The organism is Bacillus sp. OxB-1 (assembly GCF_000829195.1).
Lineage (GTDB): Bacteria > Bacillota > Bacilli > Bacillales_A > Planococcaceae > Sporosarcina.
The window spans coordinates 2263295-2285037 of record NZ_AP013294.1; the positions used below are offsets into that span (position 1 = coordinate 2263295).

The window sequence follows — 21743 nt, forward strand, 5'->3', positions numbered from 1 at the left end:
AGTATAGTTAGCAAGTGAAAAGTACATAGCAAATAGGTGCGATTAGAGAGGCCGCAAATAGCTGTTGATAGCGAACAGTTTATTTGTGGTCTTTTTAATGGAAGGGGGCACGCTCGCGAGCGATTTTCAGAGAGTTGGCGTAACGGCAATTACTATATCCAGAAAGAAGGTTGAACAAGATGAAGAAATCTCCATTGATCGCAGCAATACTACTCCTAGTTATGAGTGTATTGGCTGCCTGTAATACGAAAAGTGGCGATGCGGGCAATGCGGCAGAGGGGAATGACGAAACAATTGATTTGACGTGGTATTACCCAGTGAATGTCGGCGGGGAAATCACGAAGGTGATTGACAACTACACCGAAGATTTCAATAAAGAAGGAATCGAAGTAAACGGTAAAAAGGTGACGGTGACACCTGTTTACAGCGGTAACTACGATGAAACGATGACCAAAGTCCAAACGGCTGTAAAAAATGGGAAAGCTCCCGATCTGGCTGTCCTCTTGTCCGTGGACCTGTTTCAAATAAAAGATTCCATTCTCGCCTTGGATGAGATGATTGCAGCGGATTCTGATGCGCAAACAATGATGGATGATTTCTTCCCGGGCTTCATGCTGAATTCGCAAGCGGAAGGGAAGACGTGGTCCGTACCATTCCAGCGCAGCACGGTGCTGCTTTATTATAACAAGGACCTATTTAAGGAAGCTGGCCTAGATCCGGAGGCGGCCCCAACATCTTGGGATGAAGTTATCGACTATGGGAAAAAGCTGACAAAGGAAGGGCAATGGGGGATTGAATTGCCTGCTACGGTGAGCGGATATTGGATTTACCAAGCATTGGCGCTGCAAAATGGTCAACAGAACTTGATGAGTGATGATGGAAAAGAAGTGTATTTCAATTCAGAAGCAGCTAAAGGTGCTCTGCAATACTGGGTCGATTTGACGAAAGAGCATCAAGTCATGCCGGAAGGCGTTTTGGAGTGGAATACAGTGCCGACCGATTTTATTGAAGGCAAGACCGCCATGATGCTCTCGACGACCGGAAACCTGACTAATGTGAAAAATAATGCGGACTTTGAATTCGGCATCGCTTTTTTACCAGGAAATGAACGCTTTGCTACGCCAACAGGAGGCGGAAACTTCCATATCTTTAAAGATATTTCGGAAGAAAGACAGCTGGCTTCTTTCGAATTCATCAAGTGGATGGCCGATCCGGAACGCGCTGCGGAGTGGAGTATGAACACCGGCTATATCGCCACTCGTCAATCAAGCTATGAAACACCTGACCTACAGGCTTACACGGATTCATTTCCACAAGCGCTGACTGCAATGGAACAATTGGAGATTGCCCATAAGGAAATTTCCGTTTATGAACAAGGAAAGATCATCAAAATCTTATCGGATGCCATCCAAGCGGCAATCAATGGCGCGGATGTAGACGAAACGTTGGATAAAGCGCAACAACAGGCGGAAAGTTTATTACAACCATATCAGTAATCTAGATTCGACGAGGTGAAGGAATTGAGAAGAAGCAAACTAGTGAAAGAAAATGCGACAGCTTGGCTTTTTCTCCTTCCGTCCCTCATTTTCCTCATCATGTTCACGCTGTATCCGATTGTAAAAACCACCTATATGAGTTTTTTTCGGGAGGATTTATCTACAGTGGAACCGATCTATATCGGTTTGGATAATTTTAAGATGATGCTGGAAGACGAGGTGTTCCGGAAGGCATTCATGAACAATCTCTGGTTTGCAATCGGGACGGTGCCGACAAGTGTTTTTTTAGGACTGCTGCTTGCGATTTTGGTGAATCGGACGATGAAAGGGAATGGTCTTGCTAGAACGTTCTTCTTTTATCCGGTCATCATTCCAATGGTGACGGCCGCGTTTATTTGGTTATTTTTCTATACTCCGGAATACGGGATGATCAACCAACTGTTGAAAATATTCGGTGCCGGGGAACTGAATTTGTTGGGGAATTCGAGTACAGCGCTCATCGCGATTATGGTCATGGTGATTTGGAAAGAGGCGGGGTTTTTCATGATATTTTACTTGGCTGCCTTGCAAAATATCCCGAAGGAATTAATCGAAGCGTCTCATATAGACGGAGCTTCCAAATGGGTTCAATTTCGAAGAATCGTCTTTCCGCTGCTGATGCCGACGACGTTATTTTCTTTCATTATTGCGATGACGAATGCTTTTAAAACAGTTGACCAGCTTGTAGTGATGACGCAAGGTGGTCCGAACAACGCCAGTAATCTCCTGCTCTATTACATCTACGAAAGTACATTCCGTTTTATGGATTACGGAAAGGCGTCGACCGTCACTGTAATTGTCTTAGTCATCATGCTAGTCATCGCTGCCGTACAGTTTTTTGGAACGGATCGGAAAATCCACTACAGTTAAGGAGGATTCCATTGAACAGGCTCATTAATATTTCAACGTATGCATTAGCCCTTCTTTGGGCGCTTCCACTGTTTGGAATCACCTATATGGCGTTTGAAGATACAAAAGCGAAAGGGTTCTCCCTGACATTCCGTAATGTTGTCGAGGCTTGGAACTCTGCCCCTTTTGCTCAATATTATTTGAATACGATCCTCATTGTCATTGGGGTTTTAATTGTCCAGCTCGTCACGATGACACTGGCGGCATATGCTTTTGCGCGGATGAGTTTTGTTGGTCAAGGCATTGTGTTTCTTCTCTATCTTGTTCAAATTATGATTCCAATCGAATTATTAATTTATCCGACCTCGAATACGATCGCCAAATTAGGGTTGTACGATACGAAATGGGCTATTATGATGCCCTATTTCATATCAGCTTTCGGCATTTTTTTATTAAGGCAAACGTTTAAAGGGATTCCGTATGAGCTGGAAGAGGCGGCCAAGATGGAAGGGTGCAATCGGCTCCAAACGATTTGGCATGTCTATATGCCTTTGGCTAAACCGACCTATATCGCGTTCGGATTGATATCCGTCTGTCACCAATGGAGCAATTTTTTATGGCCGCTTATCGTAACGGATTCCGATCACCATCGCCCCTTGACAGTTGGGCTTTCGATGTTTGCCAAAGCTTCGGATTCAGGAGCGCAATGGGGTGTGGTCGGGGCTGCCACGTTATTTGTCATTTTCCCATTACTGCTGGCATTCTTTATTTTTCAAAAGCAATTTATTTCAAGTTTTATGCATTCAGGCATTAAGTAAGGATAGGGGGGAAGCAGCGTGCGTCATTCCATTTCAACGTATACTTTATTTTCTGAACCGATCGACGAAGCGATTGACCGGTTAATCGCCGACGGGTGGAAATCGATAGAATTAATGGGGGAAGGAGCGCATCATGGTCGACTTTTATTCGACATGGATCCAGCGCGGTTAATGGAAATTTCAGATCGCGCGAAAGACAAGGGAGTTTCGTTTGGTCTTCATTTGCCGATTATCGGATTTAATCCAGCTTTGGCTGATGAAGAAACCGAAGCCGTTTGGCAACTGTGTTTACCCGTCATTGAAAACTTGAACGTGAAGTATGTGTTATTGCATCCGGGAGAAAATCCATCGGTTGAAGCTGGCATAGAATCGACAGCGCGGTTCGCTCTAAAAATGCTGGAAGATTTGCCTGCCAAAACGGATCTTGTCGTTGAAAATATACCCGCCATGGAAAATGGAATTGGCGTTTCCATCGATCAGCTCATTTCCATCCTTCATAAAATAAATGACCGTCGTGCCCGGATGATGCTGGATACGGGGCATTGTTATCTGAATGAGCGTGAACATTTTTTAACTGAATGTGAAAAGGCCATTCCGTACTTATACGGCTTACATATCAATGACAATCACGGAGAACATGACGATCATTTGCAAATTGGGGAAGGAATGATTCCATTCGAGCGATTGTTACCGCTATTGAAAGAAAAAGAAGTGGAATATGTGTTGGAGACGAATACAGTCGCACGGGCGGAGCATTCAAAGCGTGAAATTATGAAATTCATCCAAGATGACGAGTCGGGGGATAATTGATGTCAAAAATTCAACTGAATCATGTACGTAAAAGGTATTCGAAAAGCGAAGAGTATTCCGTAAAAGATTTCCATTTGGATATTGAAGAAAAAGAATTTATTGTCCTTGTTGGTCCTTCGGGTTGCGGGAAATCGACAACTCTCAGGATGATTGCGGGGCTGGAAGAAATAACGGATGGAGATTTATTCATGGATGGGAAAAGGGTGAATGATTGGGAACCGAAAGACCGGGACATCGCGATGGTTTTCCAAAACTATGCCCTCTATCCGCATATGTCCGTGTTTGAAAATATGGCTTTCGGCTTGAGAATTCAGAAGGTCCCTAAAGGTGAAGTGACAAAAAAGGTGGAAAATGCCGCACAAATTCTTGGTTTGACTGAATTATTGAAAAGGAAGCCGAATGAGCTCTCCGGCGGACAAAGGCAGAGGGTTGCCTTAGGCAGGGCGATCGTCCGGAATTCCAGCATTTTTTTAATGGATGAGCCTTTATCTAATTTAGATGCCAAATTGCGCGGCCAGATGAGGACGGAGATCATTAGATTACATCGTCAGCTAGGCACCACTACCATTTATGTGACGCATGATCAAACGGAAGCGATGACGATGGCAACGAGGATCGTCATTATGAAAGACGGAGTGATCCAGCAAATCGGCACCCCTTCCCATGTATACCGAGCGCCGGAAAATATGTTTGTCGCAAGTTTCATCGGGTTGCCGGGTATGAATTTCTTGGAGGGGGAAATTCGCGAACAGCGGTTTTTCATCGGTTCCAGCGATCAAGCGAGCTATCATTTTTCGGAGAATCAACAAGTTCTTGTGAAGCAAAATGGAAACAGACCATTACTTGTCGGGATCAGACCTGAAAGTATTTCGATTCATCCAGAAGAAACGCCGTTTAAGGGAACGGTGGAAGTCATTGAAGTGAATGGGGCGGAAATGCTAGTACATACACGGCTGGGGAATCAGCAGATCGTCATTAAATGCCCTGCCGATGACGCGGTGCATGTGGGGGACGAAATTCATATGAAGTTTTTAGAAGAGGCCGTTCATCTGTTTGATCGGGAAACGGAAAAACGGCTCAGAATGGAATCGTAGGAAAAGGCGGAGAGTGGATTGGTGAATATACAGGATTTTGACGCGTTTTGTTTTGATTTGGATGGAACCATCCTATTGGGGAATGAAAGATTGCCGGGAGCCAAAAAAATCGTCGATCAGATCAGGGGTTATGATAAAAAGGTATTGTTTATTACAAACTCGCCAACACAAACAAGGGACGCTTGCGCGCGAAGACTGAACGCATTAGGAATAAAAACGAAAGCAGCCGAAGTGCTGACTACGCCATTCGTTTCAGCGCTGTACTTTTTGGAGCATTATCCGGACGCTCGCGTTTATATTGTTGGAGAGGAAGCGATTCACGAGGAGTTTCATCAGCTTTCATTGACAATCACGGAGAATCCGTTGGAAGCTACCCATGTCCTAGTTGGGTTAGACCGTTCTTTCACATACGAAAAACTCAATTTGGCGGTAATGGCGGTGCGAAATGGAGCCAACATCATCGTCACCAACCCCGATCCGAGCTGTCCGGTTCCAGGCGGGGTGATGGCGGATACGTTATCCATTGCCAAGGCGATTGAGGTCGCATCGGGACAGGAAATTACCGATGTGGTCGGTAAACCTTCCCTCTTTTTCGGGGAACGGATGCTTGGACAATTAAATATCGAGAGAGAACGGTGTTTAATTATCGGAGATCGGCTGGAGACGGATATTTTATTGGGCAAGATCAACCAATTCCCGACCTGCCTCGTTTTAACCGGTATCGCAAGAAAAGAAGATATCGAGACAAGGAAAATATACCCCGATTTCATCGTAGGTGATTTGACGGCATTTTGGAAATTGTAAAGGGGACAGTCACCTTTACAATTTCGGGTTGATAAAGATTATCATTTGCAGTATGATGGAGATGAGAAAGGTTCTCAGAGAATTGGAAAGATACAGGACAAGGGAGGATGAGGCGTTTGGTACGGGTAATCATAATGGCTTTTATCGTCGGCATCGCATCTGGAGTGGGAGTCGGAACGCTATCCGACGGTCCGCATCGGGAAGGGGCCATGATGGGACTCGCCTCCATCGGACTCATCGCTGCCATTTCCATCGGTGTGTATCTGTTTGATAAAAAACGTATGGCAAAATTTGAATCGTAGGGATTATTAAAAAATGACCATCTTCCGCGTTGTACGGAGGACGGTCATTTTTTTGACTGCAGGAACTTTCACTGAGACATTCCGTCTTATGGAAAAAGGAGGTGCGGAATGGGATTTCTGCAAACTGGATGGTTCGAGAAACTGTACCTAAGTGTTTGTGCAATGTTGCTCATCTTATTCGGAATCGGATTTCTGGTAGTCGGAGGATTTATCGCACTCCTGTTATTAAATGAACTTTTAAATTAAGGGACGATTATCGCCGCGTCACACTTGGAAACGCTGGATCATCTGTTGCAGTTTCACCGCTTGCCTGTCAAGTTCGTAACTGACGGAATTGATCTCTTCGAGTGAGGCCATCTGTTCCTCGACAGCTGCCGTGTTTTGTTCAGTCTGCGATGATACGACTGTTGCTTGCGAGGCAATTTCCTGGATGGAGGCGGATACTTCCTCCGCGCTCGCTGAAATTTCCTCTGTGGCGGATGAGATGTCCATAATTTGTCCGCCCATCGATTGAACAGCAACGATGATATTGTGGAACGCGTGAGCCGCGTCGTCGATCACTTGGACGCCTTGTTCGACGTTTTCCATGCTCCCCGCGACAGACTGCTCCACTTGTTGTGCATCCTGTTGGATTTCACCAATCAAATTCACGATTTCACTGGCAGACGTTTTGGATTGCTCCGCCAATTTCCGGACCTCGTCTGCTACGACGGCGAATCCTTTGCCGTGTTCGCCCGCGCGTGCCGCCTCAATCGCTGCGTTGAGAGCCAGGAGATTCGTCTGTTCGGTAATGTCGGTAATGACTTGTGTAATCGTTTCTATTTCAGAAACTTGACGGCTTAACTGTTTAATCAATTGATTCGTTTCGTTTGAGGACTCGAAGATGCGGTCCATTTGATCTTTTGCCTCTTTGACCGACGTTTCACTCGTTGCGGCCAGCTGTTCCATACTTTGCGCTTCCACGATCAGCGTCTGTACGGATTCCGCGATGCGCTGGACGCCCGTTGCCGTCTCTTCCATCGCCACGGAACTTTCCTGTGCGGCTTTCGCAGAAACTTGGATGCCGGATGAGATCTGTTCCGTATTGGCGGTCACTTCATGGGAAGCGCGGGACACTTCTTCCGTGCTCGCCGCCAACTGTTGCGCCGCGGCTGTCACTTGCAATGTATTGTCATTGACATCCTCGATCAGACTCCGTAAATTTCCTTTCATCGTATTGAAAGACAGGGCCAAGTCTTTTACTTCGTCTTTCGATTTCAATTCAATGTCTGCCACTGTCAGATCGCCCTCTGCAATGCTTGACGCTGCTGCCTTTAGATGCCGGAGCGGTCTGGAAATATGCCGTCCGATGACCGACGCAATGGCGAGTCCGAGTACAAAGGCGATGATCATCACAGTAATCAGCGTCTTCTCGGCAGCCGCTGCCCGATCGGCTGTCGCTTGGCGGTTTTGCTGGAGTTGATCTTTCTGATAAGCGATCATTTGATTGCCGGCATCTTGGATGGCATCATTGGCGGCCCAAACATCTCCGTTCACGATGCGCTGCGCATCATCAAGATCGCCGGATTGCACAAGGCGGATCACTTTCGCAGCCGCCTCGTCAAATAAGACGATATTCGCCTTCATTTCCTCCGTCCATTCCTTCATTTCGGCGGATTCGACATAGGTGCTCAACTCTTGAACCGCATCTTTCAACAGCTGTTGGTGCTCCTGTAAACTATCCATCGTTTCTTGGTCCCGCTGCAATAAATGAGCACGGATGAACAACCCTTGCATCGCCATTTCTTTTTGGCTCATTTCCGCTAACTCGGATTGCTTCACCCGGAAATCAAGCATTTTCTCGTAATCATCGCCGACTTTGTTCAATTGAGTGATACTGGTAACAGCAAATCCTACTAAAATAGCTAGGACAATGCCGAAACCTATGTAAATCTTCTTCCCAATCGTCATAATGAACTGCCTCCTTGAAAATAGTGAACACCATCTGGTTCTTATGTATTGTATCGGTCTTATATTTAAGAGGTTCATCGGATGAGTCCAATTGACTATCACGAATTTGTGACAAAAAATAAGAACTATCATCCGAGGATCATTTTGCCGGACAGTGGATGGTATTCTACTATTCACCAACTCGAAAAGAAGGAAACGTAGAAATCCATATCCCTTTCCGTTGAAATCGCTTTCTGATGGATCCTTGAAAAATCCTACTATTCCAAATCCATCCCTCTTCCGGTAAAATGGGAATACGTGCAGGGGGTGTGTGCGTTCGGACAAGGGGGGAATGGATGAATCGGATTGTCTTTTTTTCATTGGTCGTCTTGACGACATTTTTGATGGGATCGACGTTCGCTATCGGAAAATGGGGGATGGCGTCTGCGTCGCCGCTACTTCTCATCGCCATCCGGTTTACGTTAGCGGGATTGATCATGGCGGTGTTGGTGAAATGGATGCGCAAACCGCATCCGGTGAAACGGGCGGACTGGGGGTGGATGGCCGCCGTCGGATTTTTTCAGACGACGTGCGCGATGGGGTTCATCTTTCTCGCACTGCGCACGGTGACAGCGGGGGAAACGGCGATTTTAACTTTTGTCAATCCGTTGCTCGTCATCGTCTTCGGAACGGTTTTCCTGAAAGTCCGTTACCGGCTGCAACAATGGATCGGCGTGCTATTCGGTTTCGTCGGAGTCTTCATCACGATGGGCGCGCACTTGGAATTTCGCGTCGGCACGATGTTCGGACTGCTCTCCGCCGTCACATGGGCAATTGCCACATTGCTTATGAAAACGAAAGGGCATCAGTATGACACATGGGTTATGAGCGCTTACCAGATGTTGTTCGGAGGGCTTTTTCTGTTCCTCGCAAGCTTCCTGCTCGAGGAGCCGTTTTTCATTGTCCAGACGAACTCAATCCTTCTTATCATCTGGCTGACGTTGGCGGCATCGATCGTGCAATTCACGGTCTGGTTTTATTTGCTCCAGAAGGGGAATCCGGAGCGGACAAGCGCATTTTTGTTTCTGGCACCGTTTTTCAGCATCCTGTCCGGCTGGCTCATTTTGGATGAAAAGCTGCATTGGACAATTTGGATCGGGGGAGCCGCTATTTTCCTAGGGATCTTCCTTGTCAATTGGAAGCTCGAAAACCGCGGTAGGTGGAAATTACGGGGCATCGCAAAGAGCGTGGGAAATTGACCGATTTCTCTTGCAATGAACCTTGGTGTATTGGATAGTAGAAATAGAAGGAGTGTTGCCTTATGGTAGAATTGAAAAAAGTGGATTTGATGGAAGTCGTGCGGGAAGGAGCGACACCGCCGAATTGCGATTTGACGCTGCAGATAGAAACGACGTACGCGGAAGAAGGGGTCTCCCGCGGCGTTTGGACGGTGGACGAGAAATTCATCAACGGAAATGGTGTCTCGATGGGGGGCTATTTGGCATCCGCGGCGGACATCATGATGGCGTACGCGGTCGTCTCAAAACTGCAGCCGCATCAGACATTCGCGTCCATCGACTTACATACGACGTTCCATCGGCCGGTGTTCCCGGGGCAGGTGGATGTAGAAGCACGGGTGGAGCGCCTGGGCCGGACGGTTGCCTACGTCGTCGCGGAATTGTCCCAAAACGGGAAAAAAGTGGGGGATGTCGTTTCATCCGTCATGATTTTGGAAAAATGAAAAACCGGATTCCGTTTTGGAACCGGTTTCATCCTGTCTATTCCGAATCGATTTCGGAATAGATTTTTTTTGCGATCATCAGCGCATTTTGCACGCGCGGAAATCCAGTGTACGGAATAAGCTGTAGGATGCCTTCCACGATTTCCGTCCGGGTCAGTCCGACCGCCAAACCGCGCTTGATATGGGTCGCGATTTGCGGCTCCGCGCCTTGCGTGACGAGCGATGCGATGGTTACGAGCTGTCGCTGCTGCTTGTCCAGTCCGGGACGTGAGTAAATCTCTCCGTAAGCAAATTCCACGATGAACCGACGCAGATCCGGTGCGAGCTCTTTCAACGCATCCGCCGTCATCATGCGATTTGCCTCTTCTTCATTCACATAGTGCCGGATCGTTTCCAATCCTTTGTCCAAACGGGATTCCCCCATTTCCATCCCTCCCTGATTTCATTCTACCAAAGTTTCCGGTGCGCCAGGCTGCTGAATTTTGGGTATAATGAAAAAGCGAATGACAAACTGCGCATCCAGAGGAGTGGGGAAGGTGTGTCAAACAATGGAAGAAACTCATTTGAAACAAGTCGAGGAACATTTTACAACGAGCGAATTCTGGAAATTCCTTGGACTGGAATTGCTGGAATTCGGGGAAGGGCGGGTCGTGCTCGGCCTGCCGTATAAGAAGGAATTCGACAATGTGCGGGACACCGTTCACGGTGGTGTGTACATGTCCGTCCTTGATACGGTGATGGGCATGTATTCCCGGTCGCTCGGTTTCAACGACGTCGTCACGATTCAGATGAATACCCAATTTCTGAAACCGGTCGTCGAAGGCGCCATGACAGCAACCGCCGCGATGATCAGCCAAAGCCGGACAACCGCGCTCGTGGAAGGTCGGCTGTTCGACGAAGCTGGCGACCTGATCGGCTTCAGCACCGCGACATTCAAGACGGTGAAATGAAAGACCAGGTCAAAGTTTGACGGCCTGGCGACCTGGACTGAACTCGGACCATGAGCGGATTTCAAATGTCGGTTGGATAGCAGTAGAATTGACGCGGCCGCCTGGATTGAACCAGCAAGTGTCGATCCCGGCATTGCAGCCGCCTTGGATGTCCGAGGTGAGGGAATCGCCGACCATCAGCACGCGCGATGGGTCGGTGACTCCGAGTTTTTGGAATGTGTACTCGAAGATTTCCGCCTGCGGTTTCTTAAAGCCCGTCTCTTCGGAAGCGATGATCGCTTCGAATGTATCCCGCAACGGGGACCCTGCCACCCGCGCATGCTGTGCCAGCGTGAAGCCGTTCGTCAACACGGCGAGCCGGTATCCCGACAGCCCCGCAAGCATCTCCTCCACGCCCTCGATCAGATGCGACTCTTTCCCCAAGTTCTCGATGTACAACTCCCCGAACCGTTCCGCGTCCAGCTGTAATTCATGCTGCGTGAACAACCGCCGAAACCGCTCGATTTTCAACTCTTCCAACGTAATCCGGCTTTGCTCCAAATCATCCCAAATCACTGAACTGATCGCCCGATAACTCGCCCGATACTCCTCCAACCCATTCGGCAAGCCGAAAAACTGGAAGGTATTATGCAGCGCATGTTTCTCCGTCTCCGTAAAGTCAAACAACGTATCATCCAGGTCAAATAAAATCAAATCATACGGCATGTGAAAAACTCCCTTTTTTACGCAACTGGGTTAAGTATAACATGGAAAGTCGAGCAGGGAGGGCCGATGTGAATTGAAATGGGAGTTTGCAAGGGGAGAGCGAGTGCGAAACAACGTGGGAGTGCAAGGAAACTCTTCGGGAATGCAAGCAATCCGTGGTTGGGTGCAAGGAGTCTGCTGCTGAACGCAAGCAACTCCGCGGCGGGTGCAAGGAAATGCAGGAGTGCAAGCAACCTCTTCGGGAGTGCAAGCAAACCGGGGCTGGGTGCAAGAATTCTACTGCTGAACGCAAGCAACTCCGCGGCGGGGGCAAGGAAATGCAGGAGTGCAAGCAACCTCTTCGGGAGTGCAAGCAAACCGGGGCTGGGTGCAAGAATTCTACTGCTGAACGCAAGCAACTCCGCGGCGGGGGCAAGGAAATGCAGGAGTGCAAGCAACCTCTTCGGGAGTGCAAGCAAACCGGGGCTGGGTGCAAGAATTCTACTGCTGAACGCAAGCAACTCCGCGGCGGGGGCAAGGAAATGCAGGAGTGCAAGCAACCTCTTCGGGAGTGCAAGCAAACCGGGGCTGGGTGCAAGAATTCTACTGCTGAACGCAAGCAACTCCGCGGCGGGGGCAAGGAAATGCAGGAGTGCAAGCAACCTCTTCGGGAGTGCAAGCAAACCGGGGCTGGGTGCAAGAATTCTACTGCTGAACGCAAGCAACTCCGCCGCGGGTGCAAGGAAATGCAGGAGTGCAAGCAACCCGTAGTCGAACGCAAGAAACCAACCATTGAGTGCAAGCAACTACACCGCAATCTCACCTCCTTACTAAAGCACAAGCAAAAACCCCTCTTCCAACAAAAAGAAGAGGGGATAGGGCTCATTTACTAACGCTTACGCTGATGCCGCCCGTCAATTTATTTCCATGGATGTCTGTGACGGAATTATCAGCTTTGACGTTCACCGTAAAGGTGGAATCATCAAATTCACCAGGCGTCACCAAGGCATTGCCGTTTGGCATCTTGATGACTACTTGATTACTCGGCCCTGAAGCGGTAGCAATGGTCCCTTCAACAACCCGATTATTTGCTAGTAATTCAAGTCCAGCGATGGAATTCGATGTTTCAATGTTTTCATTGAACGTCAAAACAACCGAATTGTCGCCTTGGAAGGCAGCTGATTGAAGGACTGGTGCGGTATTTTTTACAAATTCAAAATTCCTGCTATAAGCCGGCAAAGCAACTCCACTTTTGCTTCGGACGTCCGAGCTGATCCTCAGTGTGCGATCCCCTACAGTTGAAATGCTGTCAGGACGCAACGTAAGTTCCACGGTTTGATCATTATTGCTGAAGATGGCGTTTGTGAAGATTCTATTTCCATCGACAGTATAGTTATTGATGTTCAAAGCCGATTGTCCCATCGGTCGATCGTATTTGACCGTCACTTTATTATTGGTGATGACCGGATTGCCATCAACTTGCGGTGCCGTTGTATCGGTTTGTGCGGTCAGCGTGAAGTTGACCGGTAAATCATTCGCCAAGGCAGGATCGAATGTACCTTTCGGAAGGGAGAGCGTGTAGGTTCCCATTTCCTGATTGTTCACTTTCAAGCGGACGACATTGTTGTTTGCTGTTACATCGCTGCCCGCAATTGTGATATTCTTGCGGATATTATCAGGGGTCACTATAGTACCGGTAATTTGAGGGATCGTATTCACCGCTGTCATATTCCGGTTAAACGTCAATTCCACAAAGGTGTCATCGCCTTCCCGGACGACTTCCGTCCGATCGATGGCAGGGACGATATCGCTGAAGGTGACGTTGCGCTGCACGGAGTCCCCGACGTTGCCGACGAGGTCTTTGTAGTTCGAGACCGTGACAGCCCGTACGCCGCCGCTTGCCACCGGATCAATCGTCACGGTCACCGTATTCGTTGCTGCATCCCATGTCTGTTTCGAATTCGCCAGCTGCCCCACACCGGAGACGTCTACATATTTGTCCGTCGCAATTGTCTGCAACGGCTCACTGAACCGCACTTTCAATGTATTCAAACCTGTCGCTTGCATCGAAACGATTTCCGGTTTCGTCGTATCCGTGACGGTCGAGTGGACGGTCACTTCCGTCGGGTTCGGGTTGATGATGTTGCCGCTCCAATCGGCTGCTCCGGTGAGGACGACCCGGTAGTCGCGGTTCGCCTGTAAACCGGTGAGGCGGATACCGGTATTATCCGTTGTCTGGGTCGCGGTCACGTTTGAAACTTGCGTATTCCCTTGATAGACCTTCACATTGCCCAATGTGCTTAATTCCTCCGAGAAGTTCAGCAATGCTGTGCCCGCTTGCGGGTAAGTGACGTTTTGGAACGTCGGCCGCGCCGTGTCACTGAAGGAGAGAGTCTGTGTAAAGAGCGCCGTGCTTACATCCTTATCCGCTTTCGTCGGAACCGCACGGACAGTGATGCTGTACTCCGAATTGTTCGGTAAGGCGTTATTCAGTGTCAGGACGACAGTTTTTTCATCGGGTTGCAGCTCGATCGCTTCCACTTTCGTTTGGTCTGGTAAGCCGATGAAGCCGTACGTAGTCGCCTTCTCGGCGGTTTCCTTATCGACTTCCCGATTGAATTGGACTTGGATTTTCTTCGCGTTGAGGGCGGTCACTTTGTCGACAGCCGGTGTCGCCGGTGCTTTGACCATGACGGTGATGACCAATTGCTCCGCATTGTTGCCCGCCTTGTCTTCAGCGCCGTAAGTAATCTTATAAGTTCCTGGAATAGTAGTATCAATGCCGGTCAGACGTTCGCCGTCCTCGTTCGTGATGATCGTCTCAACCTTCACTTCTTCATCTTCATTATCCGTCGCCGTCACGGTCGGGATGGTGAACGCAGCGCCTTTTGCCAGCTCAATGTTCTTTTCTCCCGTATAAATCAACTTCGGTGCTTCCTTGTCCAAGTTTTGGTCGGGTGCTTCCAATCTGGACGCCTTGAATAGGAAGGAGGCGAATTGGCCGCGGGTCGTCGAGTTCTTCGGCATGAATTCAGAGACCCCGGTAATATTGAAATAATCGAGCACATCGATGGATGGGCGGGCTTCCGCCTTTGCTTTCGCCATGTCCGTCACATCACGATTGAACGTTTGATCTCCCACATAGGAAACCAGATCAGTTTTATGGATGGCATCGTAAGCACGCACGAGGACGATCGCCATGTTTTCCCGCGTGATCGGCTTACTTGGTCCCAATGAACCATCTTCATATCCGCCGAATACGCGGTTGTCCTTGACGAGCGCCGAATACTTCAACAGTTCGTCGTTCGTTCTCGTCGTCAAGTCGGTGAAACGGGGATTCGTCTTATAGTCGGACGGCACCTCGTACCCTAAGGAAACGAGCCATTTCCCCATCATCTTGACGACGTCGGAACGCGTCAACATGCGGTTCGGTTGGAATGTGCCATCCGGATAGCCGCCGATGATGCCGGCTTCGACAAGTGCATTGATCGCTTGCTCATGCGTATTGCCGACCGTATCTGAAAAACTGGCCGCGCTGGCAATTGGAGCGACCGCCGTCGCCGCCAATGCCGCTGTCGCGACACCCACCATGAATGTTCGAGATGTTTTCGATTGATTTGTCATATACTTGATGTCCTCCTCTAAGTATAGTAGAAGTATGAAAGATAAGAGCAATCGCCCTACCTATCTCTATACCCATAGGACAAGCTAGTAATCTTCGAATGTTGAAAATAGGTCGAAATTACGAAGCGACCTGCCGTGAATTGCAACCTATTCTTTGCATTTCGCGTCCCGATTCCAATAAGAATGAATGAAAGAGTGATAGAAGTGAAAAACATTTACGGGTATCTGATGATCGCTTTTCCATTGCTGCTGATCGGGGCATGGCTGATGACGGACAAGGACGGAAAGGATTATCGGATGAGATTGGAGAGCGTTGTAGGATTCGCTTTATAATTATTGGAATCTTTCAGAAGAGATCATTCAACAGAAGGAATTGAATAGGGATGCGCTGACGGATGCAATCGGACATCTCGACGATATGGAAATCCATGCAACCGTCATTGACACTGCGACGGGTCAGGAAATCTTGAAGCCGATCGCTCACCAGCTCATCGACATGATGTCGGGGTTGAAAGAGAAACACGGGCAAACCGGGGAATTCACGGAGGAAGAGAAGCTCCTCTATCAACAGGTAATCGCAGATATGGAAGCGATGCAGAAGATAATGCCAAAATTATTTTACAAGCCGAATTCCAAAGAAGGCGGGGAAGTGCTGATCGAAGTGAAGGACATCAGCGAATTATCGGCCATCCACGCACGATTAGTTGAAAGAAGCACGGAGCTTGCAAAATAATTAATATGGGACCCCGTCCCAACCGTAAACTCGGAAAAGGGGGTCCCCATGCTTCACTTCTGGTCCAATCCAAGCATGTCCGTCATCGGGCAATAGCGCGTCATCCCTTCCGCGACTTTCATCGCGCCGACCATGGACCAAATCAATTGCTGGCCGGATGGCTTTTCCCAAGACATTTTAGCGGTGGACCAGGCGAGCAACGTCAGGCCGCCCGTAATCCGGATCAAAGCATTGACCGTTCCGATGTTCTGTTTCATGTTGTCAAACTCCTTTCTGGTCTTTCCCTAAAGAATTCCCCATAAGAGGATCGATAAACAAATAAAATTCCGGGCAGGGCGCATCTCTGCATCCCCGTCCGGAATGGATCGTGACTATTGTTCAAACACTTGTTGAAGCACTTTAGTAGGCTCGACATTGATCAAATTCTTATAAAGGCAGCTTTGCGGTTTGTCTCGCAACACTTTCGAAAAGGAATTCGCCCATTCCGCTTCGCCGGCGATATGGACTTCCTTCCAGCCACGGTCCTTTTTCATCTTCTCGACGACAAGTCCCATCTCCTTGAAAAACCGTTCCAAGTTCTGTTTCAGCCGCTGATCGAGATCATCGACGTGGCTGCCGCCGGTTCCGCGGTTCCTGGAAGGGTTCAGTCCTTTTTGCTCCCGCCACACTTGCAAACCGGAGTCGAATTCGTATGTCTTTTCATCATGGATGAATCCCATTGCTGTGTCCAAAATGCGGATTTCTCCGAAGCTCGGCAAGACGATGCCCGCTTCCGGATACGCTTTCAACATGTATTCCAATTGTTCGGTTTCAGGGTGCGTTTCCCAGTAGAAATTCGTTTTCACCGGCACCTGGACGTAATGGACCGACCACAACTCCGGGTTTGACGACGCAAAAATAACGACTCCTTTATGCAAGTCGTTTTGATTGTTTTCGATTTCTTTTTCCACTTTCGCTCGCAGTTGCTTGTACGCTTTCAATTCCTTGGCGTCTTTGGAAGCCTGCAAATACTCCTGAATCCGTTTCAACCCGTTTTTCAATTGGATTTTCCAAGCCCCGTTCGTTTGTTCGGGATCCGCCGGGTTCGTATTCAAATACACAGTTAACACGCATCGATCGACACAATGGAAATCTTGTAAGGCTTGAAGTTCCTTGCTCAATGTCATATACTCTTCAACCTCCTCATCCTATACTCTCTTTTCCTTTTACCCAATTGCACTTAGGTTGAAACGTGTAAAATGATGCTCGGCTATCCCATCATAATCATCGACCGCCCTTTATATTCCGGTCCCTCGCAGAAAGCTACAAGAGTCCTATTCCACCCGAGCACCAGTTTGGTACACTAGTAAAGGTTTCATTACATTAGATTGGACTGGTAAAATGAAAGGCACTTCACATGTACTGATCGGGGCAATAGCGGGGGCAGGCGCAGGGCTCTATCTCGATGCCGATTCGCTGACGCTCGCCATCTGTGCTTCCGTGGGCGGGGCGGCAGGGTTGGTGCCCGATTTGGATACGAACGGGTTGGCGAGCAATGCCGTGACGATATCGAAGAAAAAAGTGAAAACACCATTGTTGCTCATGGGCGTCGGCGTCGTTTGCTACGCGGTGTATCAATTCTTTCAAGGGACGGGATCGCTATCGCTTAAACAGCTCGGGCTTGGCATCGGGATGCTGATATTATCGGCTGTCATCACCCAAAAGCGGATGCTGACATTGACGGGCGTCGGTGTCATCCTCGGGGGAGTGGCGCTCGACCGGACATGGCTTGTATTATTCGGGCTGTTCGTCGTCCTCGCCTCCTTTCTTCCGCATCGCTCCTACACCCATTCCTTATTAGGCTTTGGCTTTTTCGCACTGATCTTGCGGATGGCGGAAGCGGATTTGCAGCTGGAAGGCTTGTATTTGGCCGGCATGGCAGGATATGCGAGTCATTTGATCGCCGATATGAAGCTCTTGCCGATGAATCGAAGAGGAGTTAAACTTTTTGCGCCGATTTGGAATAAAGAATTTTAATTCATCGGAATAAGGACTCCTCCGCAAATTTTTTCATATGATGTGGGTGGGGTGATAAAAATGGCAAGAGCGAACTACCGGAATGCAGATGTGGATTTGATGGCAAGGATGATGCGGGCGGAAGCCGAGGGGGAAGGCAAGCAAGGGATGTTATATGTCGGCAATGTCATCGTGAACCGTCTCGTGGCGAATTGTTTGGACTTCCGTGATCTGCGGACGATTGAAGACGTCATTTTTCAAATCCAAGGGGGAAATTACTCGTTCGAAGCGGTGCAAAAAGGCAATATGTTCTATCAAAGAGCGAGGGAAACGGAGAGACGGCTCGCCAGGCAGACGTTGGATTATTGGAGGGAACACCCGGCGAAATATGCTCTTTGGTATTTCAACCCATACGGACCATGCCCGCCCACCTGGTACGGCCAACCGTTTAGCGGCCAATTCAAAAGCCATTGCTTTTATGAACCCGCCCCGGACACTTGTGAAGGGGTGTATATGAGGTAGAATTCAGCATCTTGTCGTTGCATGATGAAAGTGGGAAGTTATGAAATAGAAAAGAGTGCCGAATCCAAGACGATTCGGCACTCTTTTTCATTGAAATAGATTGATAGTCGTGATGATGATCGGCATGGCGAAGACGTCGATCAGGAATGCGCCGACGATCGGCACAACGAGATAGGCTTTTCTCGAAGGTCCGAACCGTTCAGTGACCGCTGCCATATTCGCCATGGCGTTCGGGGTGGCGCCCAACCCGTGTCCCGCGAATCCCGCCACCATGACGGCAGCGTCGTAATTCTTGCCGAGTAGGCGGAATAGGACGAAAATGCCGAAGAGGACGATGAATAGCACTTGGACAAGGACGATGATGATCAATGGAAGGGCGAGTCCCGCAACCTCCCATAGCTTGATGCTCATGAGCGCCATGGATAGGAAAATGCCTAATGTAATATCGCCGACGAGCCCGATGCTTTTCATATGGATGGCTCGTGGATTCATTTTATCCACGACATTCCGAACAATTACCGCAACGAACATCGCCCCGACATAGCCAGGCAGGACAAATCCGGTTGTTGTGGAGAATAAATCTCCCAAGTACGTTCCGAGTGCCATACAAAGCGTGATCAGCAAGATTTGCGTGAAGAACGTGTTCGTCCCGATTTCCGGTTCGTCTTTCTCGACCGAGAAGCCGTCCACTTCTTCGGTTTCCGTCGGTTTCAAATCATATTTTGAAATGAGGAAACGGACGATCGGCCCGCCGACGAGCCCCCCTGCGACGAGCCCGAATGTAGCGGCCGCAATCCCGACGGACAAGGCGGACTCAATGCCAAGCTCTTCGAGGGTTTGCCCGAAAGCGGTTGCAGCCCCGTGCCCGCCTTCCATCGATACTGCTCCAGCCATCATTCCGATGAGCGGGTGAATATCAAAGAGCGAAGCCATCGAGACGCCGATGACGTTTTGAGCCAAGGCCAAAAATCCACAAGCCAGCCAATAAATGATGAGCAGCTTCCCGCCCAGTTTCACCAGTTTGAAACTGGCACCGAGCCCGACCGTCGTGAAAAAGGTCAACATGAACAAACTTTGCAGCGATGTATCCAATGTGAAATCCAACAGCCCGAGCGATTTTAAAATAGTCGCTAGAATGGCGAACAACAAACCGCCGACGACGGGTGCCGGGATGCAGAATTTCTGCAAAACCCCGACTTTTTTTACTAACAACCTGCCCAGCACCAATAAGGCGATGGCGAGGAAGATGGTCGTGACTTGATTCAGCTCGATTGTCATTTTTTATTCCCCCCTAAAAAAGTGGTAATGGCTTCATTTGCCAAATAGGCGCCCAATTTCACCGTGCGACCGTTTTCATCCACCGCTGGATTCACTTCCGAAATATCAAATGAAAGTGCATTTTCTTTGGAAGTGACGGTGCGGATGATCGTTCGGACGATCGAAGGATCCAATCCGAACGGGGAAGGGGCGCTGACGCCGGGTGCAAAAGCGGCATTCAAGACGTCCGTGCAGAGTGTCAGCATAATATAATCATGCTTGGCCATGAATGCTTCAATCGCTTGCACGGACTCTTTCATGGAACGCTCCGTTAACTCTTCTTCATACAAATACGTGGCACCTAGTTCGTCCGCTTTATCGAACAGCTCCTGTGTATTGCCGAACCGTTGAATGCCCAGTACGAAATAATCGCTTTTCGGGTCCTGTTCCAAAATCTGTCTGAACATCGTCCCGGATGACGGTTGCTCGTCGTAGGAACGCATATCGAAATGGGCGTCGATGTTGATGATTCCAAGCGTTGCCGTGTTGCCGATAAACTTGCGGACTCCTAAATAATGACCATATGCCGTTTCATGCCCCCCGCCGAGAATGATGGGAACGGCGCCTGTTGAGAGGACCTCGGCTACTACATCCCCCAAGTCACGTTGGGCTTCCTCCAATTGATTTCCTTGGCATTGGAGATTTCCGAGGTCGATCACCCGTTTCTCCTCATCCATCCGCCACGGCAATTTTGCAAGTTCCCCCCGCAGCGCATCGGGGGCTGAAGCTGCGCCAAGCCGTCCCTTGTTGCGGTGCACCCCTTCTTCACATTCAAATCCGATCAGTGCACAAGTGGCAGTGGAAGCGTCTTCTTGTGGAAGATCTCCGAACTCGATGATCTGATGGTAGCGGAAACTCGCCCGATTTATAAGATGATCTGTACGACCCGACCAAATGGTTTGATCCACTTTGCGTAACATTGCTATCAACGTCCTTTCTGAAGATGCTGAAAATAAAATATATAAGATCTTGTTATGGGAAAGCCCGCCGGCATTCGAAGAAAGCGTTTACTTCACGCGGCAAACATTTTGCCAGTGGCTATATTTGTTTCTTGAGATTCATTATATAGGGACATGTTTATAAACTCTAATATATAATTATTATCAAACGATAGCTTATAACTATAAATAAAAGGCGGGAATCAAATTGGACCTTAGGCAATTGACGTATTTCGTTACGGTTGTTGAGCAGATGAGCTTTTCGAAGGCGGCGCAAAAGCTTCATATATCCCAACCTTCCCTTAGCAATGCCATTAAAAATCTGGAAGAGGAGGTCGGCTTTCGAATTCTGGAACGGAGTACCCGGAACCTCGACTTGACGGAGTCCGGAAAGATCCTCTATAAACGGGCTTTGCGGATTTTATTGGAAATGAAGATCGTGGAAAAGGAAATGCAGGAAGTGAGGCTTACGGGAAATGGGGAGCTGCGCATCGGGATGATTGAATCGGTCAAGCATTGGATTCCGAAAGTGATCCGTCAGTATGAGAACGAATTTCCCGGTATGCAGTTATTGCTGAAGGAGGAGCTGAGCGGGGAGGACGTGAAGCGTTCCTTGCGTCAATATGAAACCCACGCCGTCATCACGAACCAGCTGATCGATGAACCGGATATCCTGACCTATCCGCTCTATAAGGAAGCGCTCGTTCTCGTCCTTCACGAAACCCATCCGTTGGCGTCAAAGAAATCAATCCGTCTGCAGGATTTGCAGCAGGAACCTTTCATCATCACCAGTGAAGGGTTCCAGACGAGGAAGGATGTGTTAGCGGCGTTTGCGTCAGAAAATCTCGATGTGCACATCAAATACGAAGTCGAGCGGTTTGAAACGGCGTTGAGCCTTATCCATGAAAATCTCGGGGTGTCAATCATTCCGGAAAATTACTTGGCAGATCGGGATGGAACTCATCTCCTCCATCAGGTGATCTCCTCGCCTCCATTGAGTCGCCCTGTGTATTTGACGTATATGAAAAATCGGTACATGGCTCCGGCCATCCGCTCGTTTCTCGATAAGATCATCCGATTTTTCGAGTGAGAGCAAGG

Annotated in this window: 25 protein-coding genes and 1 pseudogene; 16 read left to right on the forward strand and 10 right to left on the reverse strand. The window is 48.8% G+C overall.

Translation table 11 applies throughout. From position 1 onward, the window contains the following. Positions 1-179: 179 nt before the first annotated feature. The 8 genes from OXB_RS11070 to OXB_RS18870 all read left to right on the forward strand — a co-directional run bounded on the left by OXB_RS11070 (position 180) and on the right by OXB_RS18870 (position 6458). Positions 180-1496 carry an ABC transporter substrate-binding protein gene (locus OXB_RS11070; protein WP_084212448.1) on the forward strand — a complete coding sequence of 439 codons (1317 nt, stop codon included), beginning with the start codon at positions 180-182 and terminating at the stop codon, positions 1494-1496. Between the two features lie 24 nt (positions 1497-1520). Next, complete coding sequence (locus tag OXB_RS11075; protein ID WP_173426007.1) at positions 1521-2405, forward strand: carbohydrate ABC transporter permease; 885 nt, start codon at positions 1521-1523, stop codon at positions 2403-2405. Positions 2406-2416: 11 nt separating this feature from the next. Beyond that, the gene (locus OXB_RS11080) at positions 2417-3202 is read left to right on the forward strand and encodes a carbohydrate ABC transporter permease (RefSeq protein ID WP_041074302.1); all 786 of its coding nucleotides are present in this window, start codon (positions 2417-2419) and stop codon (positions 3200-3202) included. An 18-nt stretch (positions 3203-3220) separates the two neighbouring features. Next, positions 3221-4012 carry a sugar phosphate isomerase/epimerase family protein gene (locus tag OXB_RS11085; protein WP_041074303.1) on the forward strand — a complete coding sequence of 264 codons (792 nt, stop codon included), beginning with the start codon at positions 3221-3223 and terminating at the stop codon, positions 4010-4012. Beyond that, entirely contained in the window at positions 4012-5106 is a 1095-nt protein-coding gene (locus OXB_RS11090) for an ABC transporter ATP-binding protein (RefSeq protein WP_041074304.1), read from the forward strand. Before OXB_RS11085 ends, OXB_RS11090 begins: the two co-directional genes overlap by 1 nt. A gap of 21 nt (positions 5107-5127) precedes the next feature. Beyond that, complete coding sequence (locus OXB_RS11095; protein WP_231860407.1) at positions 5128-5910, forward strand: HAD-IIA family hydrolase; 783 nt, start codon at positions 5128-5130, stop codon at positions 5908-5910. A gap of 116 nt (positions 5911-6026) precedes the next feature. Further along, positions 6027-6212, forward strand: coding sequence for a hypothetical protein (locus tag OXB_RS18695; protein ID WP_144399688.1), 186 nt, complete (start codon positions 6027-6029; stop codon positions 6210-6212). 108 nt (positions 6213-6320) lie between these two features. Continuing rightward, positions 6321-6458 carry a hypothetical protein gene (locus OXB_RS18870; RefSeq protein WP_158333683.1) on the forward strand — a complete coding sequence of 46 codons (138 nt, stop codon included), beginning with the start codon at positions 6321-6323 and terminating at the stop codon, positions 6456-6458. Positions 6459-6476: 18 nt separating this feature from the next. On the opposite strand, the gene OXB_RS19455 is transcribed toward OXB_RS18870, so the two are convergent. Together OXB_RS19455 and OXB_RS19460 are read right to left on the reverse strand one after the other, a co-directional pair. Further along, positions 6477-7424, reverse strand: a complete 948-nt coding sequence (locus OXB_RS19455) for a methyl-accepting chemotaxis protein (protein ID WP_442852908.1) — start codon at positions 7422-7424, stop codon at positions 6477-6479. Next, a pseudogene (locus OXB_RS19460) lies at positions 7419-8540 on the reverse strand (HAMP domain-containing protein); the annotation flags it as partial. The pseudogene OXB_RS19460 and the gene OXB_RS19455, both read right to left, overlap by 6 nt. On the opposite strand from OXB_RS19460, the gene OXB_RS11105 reads away from it, so the two are divergent. Beyond that, complete coding sequence (locus tag OXB_RS11105; RefSeq protein WP_041074311.1) at positions 8498-9400, forward strand: DMT family transporter; 903 nt, start codon at positions 8498-8500, stop codon at positions 9398-9400. The pseudogene OXB_RS19460 and the gene OXB_RS11105 sit on opposite strands and share 43 nt — an antisense overlap. 62 nt (positions 9401-9462) lie before the next feature. Then, entirely contained in the window at positions 9463-9882 is a 420-nt protein-coding gene (locus tag OXB_RS11110; protein ID WP_084212450.1) for a PaaI family thioesterase, read from the forward strand. 37 nt (positions 9883-9919) lie between these two features. Here OXB_RS11110 and OXB_RS11115 read toward each other — a convergent pair whose 3' ends face one another. After that, positions 9920-10306, reverse strand: a complete 387-nt coding sequence (locus OXB_RS11115; protein WP_041074313.1) for a carboxymuconolactone decarboxylase family protein — start codon at positions 10304-10306, stop codon at positions 9920-9922. 124 nt (positions 10307-10430) lie between these two features. Between OXB_RS11115 and OXB_RS11120 the strand changes: the two genes are divergently transcribed. Beyond that, positions 10431-10832 (forward strand): PaaI family thioesterase, encoded by a 402-nt coding sequence (locus OXB_RS11120; RefSeq protein ID WP_041074316.1) that lies wholly within the window; start codon positions 10431-10433, stop codon positions 10830-10832. 9 nt (positions 10833-10841) lie between these two features. On the opposite strand, the gene OXB_RS11125 is transcribed toward OXB_RS11120, so the two are convergent. The 3 genes from OXB_RS11125 to OXB_RS11135 form a co-directional block, all read right to left on the reverse strand. Next, complete coding sequence (locus OXB_RS11125) at positions 10842-11537, reverse strand: YjjG family noncanonical pyrimidine nucleotidase (RefSeq protein WP_041074318.1); 696 nt, start codon at positions 11535-11537, stop codon at positions 10842-10844. A 17-nt stretch (positions 11538-11554) separates the two neighbouring features. Continuing rightward, positions 11555-12322, reverse strand: coding sequence for a hypothetical protein (locus OXB_RS18700; RefSeq protein WP_144399689.1), 768 nt, complete (start codon positions 12320-12322; stop codon positions 11555-11557). Between the two features lie 76 nt (positions 12323-12398). After that, positions 12399-15140, reverse strand: a complete 2742-nt coding sequence (locus tag OXB_RS11135; protein ID WP_041074322.1) for an S-layer homology domain-containing protein — start codon at positions 15138-15140, stop codon at positions 12399-12401. Positions 15141-15344: 204 nt separating this feature from the next. On the opposite strand from OXB_RS11135, the gene OXB_RS19325 reads away from it, so the two are divergent. Then, positions 15345-15473 (forward strand): hypothetical protein, encoded by a 129-nt coding sequence (locus OXB_RS19325; RefSeq protein ID WP_269447804.1) that lies wholly within the window; start codon positions 15345-15347, stop codon positions 15471-15473. Between the two features lie 40 nt (positions 15474-15513). Next, complete coding sequence (locus OXB_RS11140) at positions 15514-15873, forward strand: hypothetical protein (RefSeq protein ID WP_041074324.1); 360 nt, start codon at positions 15514-15516, stop codon at positions 15871-15873. Between the two features lie 53 nt (positions 15874-15926). Here OXB_RS11140 and OXB_RS11145 read toward each other — a convergent pair whose 3' ends face one another. Both OXB_RS11145 and OXB_RS11150 read right to left on the reverse strand, forming a co-directional pair. Next, complete coding sequence (locus tag OXB_RS11145; RefSeq protein ID WP_052483986.1) at positions 15927-16130, reverse strand: YgaP family membrane protein; 204 nt, start codon at positions 16128-16130, stop codon at positions 15927-15929. 114 nt (positions 16131-16244) lie between these two features. Beyond that, positions 16245-17039, reverse strand: a complete 795-nt coding sequence (locus OXB_RS11150) for a VLRF1 family aeRF1-type release factor (RefSeq protein ID WP_041074327.1) — start codon at positions 17037-17039, stop codon at positions 16245-16247. A gap of 214 nt (positions 17040-17253) precedes the next feature. Here OXB_RS11150 and OXB_RS11155 point away from each other — a divergent pair, with 214 nt between their 5' ends. Further along, a complete protein-coding gene (locus OXB_RS11155) occupies positions 17254-17889 on the forward strand; it encodes a metal-dependent hydrolase (RefSeq protein WP_041074329.1) in 636 nt (211 codons plus the stop codon). Positions 17890-17949: 60 nt separating this feature from the next. Further along, positions 17950-18390 (forward strand): cell wall hydrolase, encoded by a 441-nt coding sequence (locus tag OXB_RS11160; RefSeq protein WP_041074331.1) that lies wholly within the window; start codon positions 17950-17952, stop codon positions 18388-18390. An 87-nt stretch (positions 18391-18477) separates the two neighbouring features. On the opposite strand, the gene gltS is transcribed toward OXB_RS11160, so the two are convergent. Both gltS and hutG read right to left on the reverse strand, forming a co-directional pair. Beyond that, on the reverse strand, positions 18478-19668 hold the full coding sequence (gene gltS, locus OXB_RS11165; RefSeq protein ID WP_041074333.1) for a sodium/glutamate symporter: 1191 nt from the start codon (positions 19666-19668) through the stop codon (positions 18478-18480). Next, the gene (gene hutG, locus OXB_RS11170) at positions 19665-20627 is read right to left on the reverse strand and encodes a formimidoylglutamase (RefSeq protein ID WP_041074335.1); all 963 of its coding nucleotides are present in this window, start codon (positions 20625-20627) and stop codon (positions 19665-19667) included. Before hutG ends, gltS begins: the two co-directional genes overlap by 4 nt. Positions 20628-20853: 226 nt before the next feature. Here hutG and OXB_RS11175 point away from each other — a divergent pair, with 226 nt between their 5' ends. Next, positions 20854-21735, forward strand: coding sequence for a LysR family transcriptional regulator (locus OXB_RS11175; RefSeq protein ID WP_041074337.1), 882 nt, complete (start codon positions 20854-20856; stop codon positions 21733-21735). Positions 21736-21743: the final 8 nt, after the last annotated feature.